This is a genomic window from Azospirillum sp. HJ39 (assembly GCF_041507355.1).
GTDB classification, from domain to species: Bacteria; Pseudomonadota; Alphaproteobacteria; order Azospirillales; family Azospirillaceae; genus Azospirillum; species Azospirillum thiophilum.
Map to the genome: position 1 here is coordinate 1,281,148 of NZ_CP167905.1, position 11,353 is coordinate 1,292,500.

The following is an 11,353-nucleotide window of genomic DNA, read 5'->3' on the forward strand; positions in this document are numbered from 1 at the left end:
CTTCCGCTTACTTCAGGAAGCCCTTGGACTTCAGATAGTCGGTGGCGACCTGCTTCTGGTCCTGCCCGTCCACCGAGATTTTGGCGTTGAGCGTCCGCAGGGTCGCGGCGTCGAGGCTGGCGAAGACCGGACCCAGCAGGTCGGCGATCTTCGGGTTGGCCGTCAGCACCGCGGCGCGGGCGGTCGGCGCCGGCTCATAGACCATCTGGGCGCCCTTGGTGTCGGCCAGCACGACGAGGTCGAGCGCCGCGATGGCGCCGTCGGTGCCGTAGACCATGGCGGTGTTGACGCCCGAGGTGGCTTCGGCCGCCGCACGGATGGTCGCGGCGGTGTCGCCGCCGGCCAGCACCAGCATCTGTTCCGGCCGCAGGGTGAAGCCGTAGGTCTGCTGGAAGGAGGGCAGGGCCGCCGGGCTTTCCACGAACTCGGCCGAGGCCGCGACCTTGGCCTTGCCGCCGCCGGAAACCCACTTGGCGAAATCCTCCATGGTCTTCAGTTTGTTGGCGTCGGCCACGTCGCGGCGCACCGCCAGCGCCCAGGTGTTGTTGGCCGGCGCCGGCTTCAGCCAGACGATGCCGTTCTTCTCCTGGTCGAGCTGCCGGACCTTCTCATAGCCGGCGCCGGCATTCTTCCACACCGGATCGCTGTCGATGTTGAAGAAGAAGGCGCCGTTCCCGGTGTATTCGGGATAGATGTCGATCTCGCCCGACAGCAGTGCGCCGCGCACGATCTTGGTCGGGCCGAGCTGGATCTTGTTTTCCGTCGGGATGCCGTTGGCCTGCAGCATCTGCAGGATCATGGTGCCGAGCAGCCCGCTTTCCGCATCCAGCTTGGAGCCGACGCGGACCGCATCGGCGGCCTGCGCCGTTCCGGCCATCGGTCCCGCCATCGGTCCCGCCATCAGCGCCAGCGCCAGAGCCGCCGCGCCCAGCATGGCGCGGCCCTTGTCGAACAGTGTGAACACCCCGGAATCCCCCCGATGCACGGTTTGGCCGCGACGATGCGGCCCAGCTTGGGGGAAAGGATGGGTCACCGCCCGGCCCGCGGCAAGCCGCGCTTTTCGTCTCTCCGGTCCCGGATAGGACTTTCCGGCTATTTCCCTGGCGGTTCGGCAGGGAACATCGCGCCGGCCGCCGCCGTTTCAAGGCGAGTGCAACAGGGGAGGCCACGATGTCCCAGGGCGACAAGTCCAAATACACCGACAAGCAGAAGCGCAAGGCCGAGCATATCGAGGAGAGCTACGAAAAGCGCGGCCTCTCCGCGGACGAGGCCGAAAGCCGGGCCTGGGCCACCGTCAACAAGCAGGACGGCGGCGGCAGGAAGGGCGGCTCCGGCCACGACTGACCGGCCGGCGGGCATCAGGTGCGGGCATCGTCACAGCCGGGCGACGATGCCGTCGGTGGTCGCGGCCTCGCAGAACTCGAAGCCCAGCGTCGCCACATGGGCGGCATGGATCTGTTCGGCCGGGATCGTGCCGCCCTGTCCGTCCGGCAGGTCGAAGCAGTCGCAGGCGTCGGCGGCCAGCGTGATCCGCCAGCCCATGTTGGCGCCGGTCCGGATGGTGGTCGAGACGCACATGTCGGTCGAAATGCCGAACACCACCAGTTCCTCGATGCCGAGGCGGCGCAGGCGGATGTCGAGGTCGGTGCCGATGAAGGCGGAATTGACGATCTTGCCCACCGTCCCTTCGCCGTCCTGCGGCTCGAAGCCCTCGCGGAAGCGGTGGCCCGGCTGGCCGGGGCGCAGGGTGGAGGCGGGCTCGGCCGAATCATGATGCACATGGAAGATGGGCCGCGCCGTCCGCCGCCAGGCATCCAGCAGCCTCAGCCCGTTGCGGTCGGCGTTGCGGTTCCAGCGGCGCGGCCAGCGCGGCTCGTCGAAGGCGCGCTGCATGTCGACGGCAAGCAGAAGCGTTGCCTGGGGAAAAAGGCGCATTGGAAGCTCCATTCAAATCGTCCATGGTCCTCTTCCCCCGAATGGCTGCCGGTTGCAGCCCGGCATGATGCCGGAGCGGCCGGCATTCCGCCGGCGGCTCGGGGAGAGGGGAATGGACGGCGTGATGGACGATAAGGACCGGTTGCTTCTGGCTGCCCTGCGCAAGGACGCGCGCCGGACGCTGGTGGCGCTGGCCCGCGACATCGGCCTGTCGCGCAGCGCGACCCAGGAACGGCTCGACCGGCTGGTGAGGGCGGGTATCGTCCGCGGCTTCACCGTCGTCGAGGGAGAGGACCGGCCGGCGGGCGCCTGCGCCCATTTCCTGCTGCGCCACCAGCCGGGCCGGACCTGCGTCCAGCTCGTCCCCAAGCTGCGGCGCATTCCCGGGATCGTCTCGCTCCATTCGGTGGCCGGCGCCATCGACATGGTGATCCGGGCGGAGGGCGCCGACGTCCGCGCCATCGAGGCGGTCCGCGCCGCCATCGTCGCGCTGCCGGAGGTGGCGGAGGTCACGACGCTGATGGTGCTGGACCGTCATCTCGGCTGACCGGATGAGGTGGGGTCACAGCCCCCGATAGGTCCAGCCGGTGCCGAGTGCGGCGGCGTCGCGGTCGCGCACGCTCGCGACCTCGGCATGGGCGGGGGACAGCTCGCACACCGGGTCGGTGGCGTCGGCGCTGCCGGCCAGCGCCAGCGCCTGGCAGCGGCAGCCGCCCCAATCCTCCTCCTTGTGCTCGCAGGAGCGGCAGGGATCCGGCATCCAGGCGGTGCCGCGGTAGCGGGCGAAGGCCGGGCCGTCGCGCCAGATCTCCGACAGGCTGCGGTCGTGGACGGTCTCGAACTCCATGCCCGGGATCGTCTCCGCCGCATGGCAGGGCAGGACGCGGCCGCGCGGCGTGACGTTCATGAAGCGCCGCGCCCAGCCGCCCATGCAGCTTTTCGGCCGGCGGGCGTAATAGTCGGGCACCACGTAATCCACCACGATCCGCCCGGCCAGCTCCGGCAGGCGGCGGCGCACCGCGGCATCCATCGCCAGTAGCTGCTCGCGCGACGGCATCAGCGCCGCGCGGTTGGCCAGCGCCCAGCCGTAATACTGGACGTTGGCGATCTCGATCCGCCCGGCGCCGAGATCCATCGCCAGGTCGATGACGTCGTTCACCCGGTCGATGTTGTGGCGGTGCAGCACGGCATTGATGGTCAGCGCCAGCCCCTGCCGCACCACCGCCCGCGCGACCTCCAGCTTCTTCGCATGGCCGCCCTTGAAGCCGCCGACCCGGTCGGCGCCCGCCGCCTCGGCATCCTGCAGGCTGATCTGCACATGCTGGAGCCCGGCGCGCTGCAACCGCTCCAGCCGTGCCGCATCGAGCAGCACGGCCGAGGTGATCAGGTTGCTGTAGAGCCCGGCCTCGGTCGCATGGGCGACCAGCTCCTCCAGATCCTTGCGGACGCAGGGCTCGCCGCCGGAGAAATGGACCTGGAGCGCGCCGGCGTCGGCCGCCTCCTCCAGCACGCGCTTCCAGGTCGCGGTGTCCAGCTCGGCGCTGGCGGGGTCGAGCGCCACCGGGTTCGAGCAGTAGGGACAGCGCAGCGGGCAGCGGTGCGTCAGCTCCATCAGCACGGCGAAGGGCGGTGCCGGTTCGGCATCGGTCGCGGCGGCGAAGGCAGGCAGGGCGCAGCTCATGGGACGCACCTCATGTGACGACATAGCCCTTGTTGCGCAGGTCGGTCAGCAGCTCCAGCACGTCGGCGGCGACCTCGGCGCGCGGCGCGTCGTATTCCGCCGTCAGCCGGTCGATGCCGGCGGCGACCTCGGCACCCTCCGGCCCCACGCAGGCCCGCACCACCGCCAGCGCCATCTCGTCCAGCACCAGCAGCCGTTCCGGCGCCATCAGCATCCATTGGCTGCGGCGGCGGTCGTTGCGCAGCATGACGCCGGGCGCCAGCCGCAGCCGGTCGCTTTCGCCGATGCGGGGCGGGATCGCGTTCACCGGCTGTACCGCGTCGGGTCCATGTCCTCCGGCACGAAGGCGCCGGGCGGGATCAGGTTGGGGGTGACATAGGCATGGTGCAGCGCGTCGAGCTGGGCCCACAGCAGCTCGGTCTTGAAGCGCAGGGCGCGCAGGCACTGCTGCTGCTGCTCGGCGGTGCGGGCGTTGGTCAGCACATAGTCGAGCCCGAATTCCACGTCGCGCGGCGCCTCGTCCAGCCGCTTGCGGAAATAGGAGAGCGTGCTGTCGTTGGCGAAGGCGTAGTTGCGCTCGAAGCCGGCGATGCGCTCGCGGTGGATCGACGGGGCGAACAGCTCGGTCAGCGACGAGGCCACCGCCTCCAGCAGCGAATGGTCGTGGACGAAATGGACATAGGCATCCACCGCGAAACGGGTGGCGGGCAGGATGCCCTCCAGCGACTTCACATAGTCGCGGTCGAGCCCGAGCCCGTCGGTCAGCCGCAGCCAGCGCTCGATGCCGCCGACCTTGGTCTCGTCCAGCTCGCCGGCCTGGGTCAGCCCGTCATGGTCGAGCACCCGCTGCAGCCAGGCCCGGCGCAGCGCCGGGTCGTCCATGCGGGACATGATGGTCAGATCCTTGCGCGGGATCGACACCTGGTAATAGAAGCGGTTGAGCGCCCAGGCCTGGATCTGCCCCTTCTTCAGCTTGCCGCCGTGCAGCAGCTGGTGGAAGGGATGGAGGTCGTGATACTGCCGCTCGCCGATGGCATGGAGCGCGTCGCGGAAGTCGTCGCGGGACATCTCGCGGGGGAGGGGCGCGGCGGTCGGGGACATGGTCATACTGTCAGCTCCAGCCCGTCATGGGCGATGCGCCAGCCGGCCGCCTCGGCCTCCGCCCGCTCGGGCGAATCCTCCAGCAGGGCGGGGTTGGTGTTGTTGATGTGGATGTAGATCTTGCGGGCGACCTGCAGCGGCGCGAAGGCGGCGATGCTGCCCGCCGGCCCCGACATCGGCATATGGCCCATGCGTGCCGCCGTCTTGGTGCCGGTGCCGCTGCGGATCATCTCGTCGTCGGTCCAGGTGGTGCCGTCGAACAGCACCAGCGGGGCGCCGTGCAGCCGGTCGGCCAGCCAGCCGGGCATGCCGGCGCAGCCGGGGACATAGAAGAAGCCCTCACTGGAGCCGTCCGTCGGCCGGATGCGCAGCGCCACCGTGTCCTCGGCGACGGAGCCGAAGCCGGGGCCGGCCGACACGTCCTCCAGATAGAGCGCCACCTTGCCGGGCACGGCGAAGGCCTCCACCTCCAGCCCCAGCGGGCGGCCGTCGGCCCCGGCGGGCTGGAACGGCTCGCCGAGCGCCATCGGCCGGCGGGCGACCAGCTCGGGGTTCAGCACGTTGAAGACGCTGTTGGCGGCCAGCACGCCATGGACGCGCGGGGTGGCATAGACGGCGAAGGGGTGGGATTCGCGCAAGCTCAGCAGGCCGGCGACATGATCGATGTCGGCATTGGTCAGCAGCGCCGCGGCGATCGGGTTGCCGCGCAGGCCGACTTGGGGATGCAGCGGCGGGCTGGCGAGCAGCTGGGCGCCGAGATCGGGCGAGGCGTTCAGCAGCAGCCAGCGTTCCCCGTCCGCCGTCACCGCCAGCGACGACTGGGTGCGCGGCCGGGCCGCGGGATCGCCGGAGCGGGCGCGGCGGCAGCCCTCGCAGGCGCAGTTCCATTGCGGGAACCCCCCGCCGGCCGCCGAACCGAGAACGAGAATCTTCATGGCCACCGTTTCGCTCGGGCGTATCGTTCGGGCGTCATCTCCGGAAATCGTCCTGCCGCGGTCCGGAAAGCCGCGCTATCGGAGCGGGGGCGCCGGGGACGGGGGCTTGCGCCGTCCCGCCCCGGCTTCCCGAACCGGCCGTCGCCGGCCGGTGTCCGGCTCAGAGGCCGGCGCAGGCGTAGGCGTTGATCTCGGTGCCGACGGCGATCTCGGTGGTCTTCGGTTTGCGCCAGGTCTTCATCGCGTGATACTCCTGCTTGCTGACTGTTGCTGACCATGATGGTTGGCGGGATGAAGGATACAGATCCGGAGCGGACTTCCGCCATGCTACGATGGTGCAATCCGTTCCCCTTTTTCGCGGCTACCCCCAAGGGTTCGGGGCGGCCCAGGGGGTAGGCCCAGGGGATATGCTCAGGGCGCAGGCGAAACCGCAGGCGGTGGCAGCGGATGCGCCTCCTCGGTCGGCAGACCGGCTTCCATCCAGCCGTCGATGCCGGTCGGGTACCAATGGACCCGGGCATACCCAAACAACACCGCACGCTTGGCGGCGTTCCACGACAGCCAGCAATCCGACAAACAATAGAACAGGAGATCGCGGTTCCGGTCGCCGCCGGTCAGACGTTCCAGCTGCGATTCGAACCAGGCCAGGGTCGCCGGGTCGGGCGCACCCATCCCGACATTGGGCAGCCAGACGCTGCCGGGGATTTGCCTGTACGCCTTGGATTGCAGCCAGGGGCCGCCGGGCAGCGTGCTGCGCTCCAGCCGCTGGACGAAGACCGGAACGGCGCGGCCCTGCGCCAGCAGCGCCTGCACGGCCGGGGTGTCGGCGGTCTCGCCCCCTGCGACGCCGTCCGGCGTGGGGGATCGGTAGTCGGACATGCGGTAGCCGTCCGGCTGCGGCACGCCGGCGGCATGGGCGGGGGCGGCATGGGCGGGGGCGGCCAGGGCAGCGGCGGTGAGGAGGAGGCCGAGGAGAACCGCGCCTGCCATCCGGCTCCGGACGCTCACCGCCGGTCGGCCAGCACGCGGTTGGCGATCACCACCGCCTGGGTGCGGCTGTAGACCTTCAGCTTCTGCAGGATGGCCGACACATGGGCCTTCACCGTCGTTTCGGTGATGCTGAGGTCGAAGGCGATTTCCTTGTTCAGCTTGCCGGTGCCCAGCAACTCCAGCACCCGCAGCTGCTGGGCCGTCAGGGTGGCGATGCGGCGCGCGATCTCCGCGGTCTCGGCATCCTCCACGGCTCCGGCCCCCTCGTCGCCGGTCTGGGGCGGAACATACAGCTCGCCGTTCAGAACCTGGCGCAGCGCCGCGGCGATGGCGTCGCGCGGGGTCGATTTCGGGATGAAGCCGGCGGCGCCGCTTTCCATCGCCTCGCGGACCCATCGCCGTTCCTCATGGGCGGAGACGACGACGACGGGGGTCGCGGGAAAGCGCTGGCGCAGGGCGCGCAGGCCGCCTAACCCGTTCATGCCGGGCATGTTGACGTCCAGCAGCACGAGGTCGAGGTCGCCGCGCTCCTCCAGCGCCTGCATGACGGTGTCGAGCCGGTCCGCCTCCATCACGTCGGTGGCCTGGCAGGAATAAAGCACCGCGCTGCGCAAGGCGTCGCGCACCATCGGATGGTCATCGGCGATCAGGATCCGGGTCATGGCCTGCGATTCCCTGTGGAGCGCCCAGTGGAGCGGACGAGGCTGGATGGTGGAAGGCGTCCCCCGCCATTGTGTCAGACGGGCTTGGCGGGGAGCAACAACGCGTATTGACAAATTGTTTTGTGCGCGAACATGTCGCACCGCCATCGGGTATGGCCCGGCTTGCCCGCATCGGCGGGTCTTCGCGTGGAGCGGCGCTGCGGGGGCGTGGGGCAACATGGTGGGGCGGAGCGTCGAAGATTGTGGGGCCGGATTGCGGTCGAGAATAGCAATCGTTCGTGCGCTTAATTATTCGACGATGGTACAAGAACCGCCCGTTGCGGCGGCTCCGCCATTCCGTTCCCGCTGGTCGATGGTCGGATGGCGTTTGCGGCAACCTGTCCTGGCGGCCGGCCCCGATGGTTGGTCCTGGCTGCCGCTCAGGCCAGCGGCGGCAGCCGCCCGGCATTGATCGCCGCCTTCACCTTCGCCAGCTGCCGCACCGCCGGGTCGCCCAGCCGCAGCGCCACGCCGGTGGACAGCACGTCGATCAGCGTCAGATGCACCAGCCGCGACGCCATCGGCGTGTACATCTCGGTATCCTCCACCGGCTGGCTGGCGACGACCACGCTCGCCATCGCGGCCAGCGGCGAATGCGGCGCGGTGATCGCCACCACGGCGATGCCCTGCGCCCGTGCCGCAGCGGCCAGCTCGTTGATCGTGCCGCTGCGTCCGGTGTTGGACAAGGCCAGCAGCACGGCGCCGGCCCCCAGATTGGCCAGCAGCATGCGCGCCAGCACCGGGTCGGCGCAGGGCTGGGCATCGGCGCCGAAGCGCAGCAGCTTGTGCGCCGCGTCCTGCGCCAGCGCGCTCGATCCCCCGGTGCCGACGCACAGCACCCGCGGGGCGGTCGCCAGCAGCGCGATCGCCCGATCCAGCGCCGCATCGTCAAGGCCGGCGGCGGCGGCGGTCAGCGCGGCTGCGCTCGATGAAAAAATTTTTCGTGCCAGCGTGCCGACATCGTCGTCCGGCGCGACGTCCTGGCTGACATAGGGGGTGCCGCCGCGCACCTCGCCGCGCACCGCATCGCGGGCCCGGGATTCCGCCAGCCGCAGCTTGAAGTCGGGAAAGCCGGTGCAGCCGATGCTGCGGCAGAACCGCACCACCGTCGCCTCGCTCACCTCCGCCGCCTGGGCCAGCGACGTGACGTTCAGCTCCAGCACCCGGCGCGGGTCGGCCAGCACCAGATCGGCGATCTGCCCCTCCGACCGTTTCAACTCGCCGCGCAGGCGGCGGATCCCGTCCACGATGTCCATTGGGGGAGGCGGGGGCGCGGCAGCGTTGATGGCGGTGTCGACAGGGGCGGCCATGACGTAAGGTTACTTCCCTGTGAGGCATCGGCCCGCTGGAGAGGCCGGGAAGGGCGGGGTTCGGACGATACACCCGCCATCATGAAGAAAATCGCCGGAAAAGGCGAGACATCCGATGGATATGCCGCATATAAGAAGAAATTTTTCTTCACAGCCCGCTCCCCCTGGCGTATGGTCCGTTCCGGAAATCATCGCCTCCCACAAACGGTCGAGATGCGATCATGAGCAAGCCAGCCACGTCGAATTCCGCTCCCCTGAATTCCGTTGTCGCCCGCGTGACCGAACGAATCGCGGAGCGCAGCCGCGACCGCCGCGCCGCCTATCTCGCCCGGCTGGAGAGCGCCGGGGGCAAGCCGCGCCGCCATCGCCTCGGCTGCGCCAACCTCGCCCATGCCTTCGCCGCCTGCGGGGCGAACGACAAGGCGGCCCTGCGTGGCGAGAAGGAGCCGTCGATCGGCATCGTCACCGCCTACAACGACATGCTGTCGGCCCACCAGCCCTACGAGCGCTATCCCGCGCTGATCCGCGAGTCCGTGCGCGCAGCCGGCGGCGTCGCCCAGGTCGCGGGCGGCGTGCCGGCGATGTGCGACGGCGTCACCCAGGGCTATGAGGGGATGGAGCTGTCGCTGTTCAGCCGCGACGTCATCGCGCTGGCCACCGGCGTGGCGCTGTCCCACGCCACCTTCGACGGCGTGCTGTGCCTGGGCATTTGCGACAAGATCGTGCCCGGCCTGGTGATCGGTTCGCTCGCCTTCGGCCATCTGCCGACGGTCTTCGTTCCCGCCGGCCCGATGCCGTCCGGCCTGTCCAACGCCGACAAGGCCAAGGCGCGCCAGCTCTATGCCCAGGGCAAGGTCGGGCGGGAGGAGCTGCTGGACGCCGAGTCCCAGTCCTACCATGCGCCCGGCACCTGCACCTTCTACGGCACCGCCAACACCAACCAGATGCTGATGGAGATCATGGGCCTGCATCTGCCGGGCGCCAGCTTCGTCAACCCTAACACGCCGCTGCGCGACGCGCTGACCGACGCCGCGGCCAGGCGGGTGGTGGCGATGACCGGTCCCGGCGCCGGGACGCCGATCGGCCGCATCGTCGACGAGCGCGCCCTGGTCAACGGCATCGTCGGGCTGCTGGCCACCGGCGGCTCGACCAACCACACCCTGCACATCCCGGCCATCGCCGCCGCCGCCGGCATCGAGCTGAACTGGGAGGATTTCTCCGAGCTGTCGGCGGTGGTGCCGCTGCTGGCCCGCGTCTACCCCAACGGCAGCGCCGACGTGAACCGCTTCCACCAGGCAGGCGGGATGCCCTTCGTCATCGGCCAGCTGATCGATGCCGGGCTGCTGCACACCGACGTCGCCACCGTGTTGGGCGAGGGCGGGCTGGAGCCCTACCGCGCCATGCCCGCCCTTGACGAAGGTGGGGCGCTGGCCTGGACCCGCTCGGCCACCGACCGGAGCGGCGACCCGGCGGTGGTCGCCACCACCGCGGCCCCCTTCGCGGCCGAGGGCGGTCTGCGGGTGCTGACCGGCAATCTCGGACGCGGCGTCATCAAGACCTCGGCGGTGAAGCCGGAACACCGGCTCATCCAGGCTCCGGCCCGCGTCTTCGACACTCAGGAGGGGGTGCAGGCCGCCTTCCGCGCCGGCGAGCTCGACCGCGACGTGATCGTCGTCGTCCGCTACCAGGGCCCCGGCGCCAACGGCATGCCGGAGCTGCACAAGCTGACCCCGCCGCTGGGCGTGCTGCAGGACAAGGGCTTCAAGGTCGCGCTGGTGACCGACGGCCGCATGTCCGGCGCGTCCGGCAAGGTGCCCGCCGCCATCCACGTCACGCCGGAGGTGAAGACCGGCGGCCCGCTCGGCCGGGTGCGCGACGGCGACGTCCTGCGGCTGGATGCCGAGGCCGGCACCCTCGACGCCCTGGTCGATGCCGCCGAGTGGGACGGCCGCGGCGCCCCCCCGCCGCCCAGCGAGGACGCTTCGCACGGCTGCGGCCGCGAGCTGTTCGCCCTGTTCCGCGGGGCCGCCGGCCCGGCGGAGAGCGGCGCCTCGGTGCTCGGGCTGCTGGCACCGGGCAACTAAGCAGGTTTCTCCAGATCGGGCCACAGGCCCGGCCGGGAGAAACCTGCGGACTCTATGGTTTTGCAGGTTTTCCGAGCCCGCCCATTCGTGGGCGGAGTTCGGAAAGCCTGCTTAGGCCTGAACGGCAGGCCGTTCAGCCGGGCCGGCCTGCATTGTGGCCGGCCCACCCCTATGGCACCATCATGTGCGGGCGGCTCCCGCTCCCCGCGCCACCGACGTTGAGAGGACCGATGTCGCACTCCCGCTCCGCCGTCGCACCCGCCCTGCCTCCCTTCGACTACACGGTGTTCGGCGGCACCGGAGACCTCGCCCTGCGCAAGCTGCTGCCGGCGCTCTATCTGCGCGACAAGGCGGGGCAGGTCGCCGACGGCAGCCGCATCATCGGCGTCTCGCGCAGCCCGCTGTCGCCGGGCGACTATCGCGCCAAGGCCGAGCAGGCGATCGCCGAGCATGTTCCCGCCGACGAACGCGATCCGGCGCTGGTCGCCCGTTTCCTCGAGCGGCTCGACTATGTCCCGGTCAACGCCACCAGCGACGAAGGCTGGGACGAGCTGGCCGGGCGTCTCGACCATCCCCCGGCCGGCCGCGAGCCGGCGGTGCGGATCTTCTACCTCGC

At 70.4% G+C, this 11,353-nt stretch carries 14 protein-coding genes (1 of these 14 cut by a window edge); 4 read left to right on the forward strand and 10 right to left on the reverse strand.

The genetic code is table 11. The features are described from left to right. Positions 1 to 7: 7 nt before the first annotated feature. Positions 8 to 964, reverse strand: coding sequence for an ABC transporter substrate-binding protein (locus ABMY26_RS06055; RefSeq protein ID WP_372394586.1), 957 nt, complete (start codon positions 962 to 964; stop codon positions 8 to 10). Between the two features lie 206 nt (positions 965 to 1,170). Here ABMY26_RS06055 and ABMY26_RS06060 point away from each other — a divergent pair, with 206 nt between their 5' ends. Further along, on the forward strand, positions 1,171 to 1,344 hold the full coding sequence (locus tag ABMY26_RS06060) for a hypothetical protein (RefSeq protein ID WP_372394587.1): 174 nt from the start codon (positions 1,171 to 1,173) through the stop codon (positions 1,342 to 1,344). Between the two features lie 30 nt (positions 1,345 to 1,374). On the opposite strand, the gene ABMY26_RS06065 is transcribed toward ABMY26_RS06060, so the two are convergent. Further along, positions 1,375 to 1,935 (reverse strand): cysteine hydrolase family protein, encoded by a 561-nt coding sequence (locus ABMY26_RS06065; RefSeq protein ID WP_372394588.1) that lies wholly within the window; start codon positions 1,933 to 1,935, stop codon positions 1,375 to 1,377. Positions 1,936 to 2,059: 124 nt separating this feature from the next. Here ABMY26_RS06065 and ABMY26_RS06070 point away from each other — a divergent pair, with 124 nt between their 5' ends. Further along, positions 2,060 to 2,482 carry an Lrp/AsnC family transcriptional regulator gene (locus ABMY26_RS06070; RefSeq protein WP_372395106.1) on the forward strand — a complete coding sequence of 141 codons (423 nt, stop codon included), beginning with the start codon at positions 2,060 to 2,062 and terminating at the stop codon, positions 2,480 to 2,482. Positions 2,483 to 2,497: 15 nt separating this feature from the next. Here the strand turns inward: ABMY26_RS06070 and pqqE are convergent, their stop codons facing one another. The 8 genes from pqqE to ABMY26_RS06110 all read right to left on the reverse strand — a co-directional run bounded on the left by pqqE (position 2,498) and on the right by ABMY26_RS06110 (position 8,653). Next, a complete protein-coding gene (pqqE, locus tag ABMY26_RS06075; protein WP_372394589.1) occupies positions 2,498 to 3,616 on the reverse strand; it encodes a pyrroloquinoline quinone biosynthesis protein PqqE in 1,119 nt (372 codons plus the stop codon). A 10-nt stretch (positions 3,617 to 3,626) separates the two neighbouring features. Beyond that, positions 3,627 to 3,923 carry a pyrroloquinoline quinone biosynthesis peptide chaperone PqqD gene (gene pqqD / locus ABMY26_RS06080; protein ID WP_372394590.1) on the reverse strand — a complete coding sequence of 99 codons (297 nt, stop codon included), beginning with the start codon at positions 3,921 to 3,923 and terminating at the stop codon, positions 3,627 to 3,629. Further along, complete coding sequence (gene pqqC / locus ABMY26_RS06085) at positions 3,920 to 4,717, reverse strand: pyrroloquinoline-quinone synthase PqqC (protein ID WP_372395107.1); 798 nt, start codon at positions 4,715 to 4,717, stop codon at positions 3,920 to 3,922. Before pqqC ends, pqqD begins: the two co-directional genes overlap by 4 nt. A 2-nt stretch (positions 4,718 to 4,719) precedes the next feature. Then, positions 4,720 to 5,652 (reverse strand): pyrroloquinoline quinone biosynthesis protein PqqB, encoded by a 933-nt coding sequence (pqqB, locus tag ABMY26_RS06090; RefSeq protein WP_372394591.1) that lies wholly within the window; start codon positions 5,650 to 5,652, stop codon positions 4,720 to 4,722. A 160-nt stretch (positions 5,653 to 5,812) separates the two neighbouring features. Continuing rightward, positions 5,813 to 5,893 carry a pyrroloquinoline quinone precursor peptide PqqA gene (pqqA, locus tag ABMY26_RS06095; protein ID WP_014249839.1) on the reverse strand — a complete coding sequence of 27 codons (81 nt, stop codon included), beginning with the start codon at positions 5,891 to 5,893 and terminating at the stop codon, positions 5,813 to 5,815. Positions 5,894 to 6,063: 170 nt separating this feature from the next. Next, positions 6,064 to 6,642, reverse strand: a complete 579-nt coding sequence (locus tag ABMY26_RS06100) for a rhodanese-like domain-containing protein (protein WP_372394592.1) — start codon at positions 6,640 to 6,642, stop codon at positions 6,064 to 6,066. A gap of 14 nt (positions 6,643 to 6,656) precedes the next feature. Then, complete coding sequence (locus ABMY26_RS06105; RefSeq protein ID WP_372394593.1) at positions 6,657 to 7,304, reverse strand: response regulator; 648 nt, start codon at positions 7,302 to 7,304, stop codon at positions 6,657 to 6,659. Positions 7,305 to 7,723: 419 nt separating this feature from the next. Further along, complete coding sequence (locus ABMY26_RS06110; protein ID WP_372394594.1) at positions 7,724 to 8,653, reverse strand: SIS domain-containing protein; 930 nt, start codon at positions 8,651 to 8,653, stop codon at positions 7,724 to 7,726. A gap of 221 nt (positions 8,654 to 8,874) precedes the next feature. On the opposite strand from ABMY26_RS06110, the gene edd reads away from it, so the two are divergent. Together edd and zwf are read left to right on the forward strand one after the other, a co-directional pair. Beyond that, entirely contained in the window at positions 8,875 to 10,737 is a 1,863-nt protein-coding gene (edd, locus tag ABMY26_RS06115) for a phosphogluconate dehydratase (protein WP_372394595.1), read from the forward strand. Between the two features lie 230 nt (positions 10,738 to 10,967). Next, positions 10,968 to 11,353 carry the start of a glucose-6-phosphate dehydrogenase gene (gene zwf, locus ABMY26_RS06120; protein WP_372394596.1) on the forward strand. The gene runs 1,135 nt beyond the window's last position, so only the first 386 of its 1,521 coding nucleotides appear in the window; its start codon is at positions 10,968 to 10,970; its stop codon lies beyond the right edge, outside the window.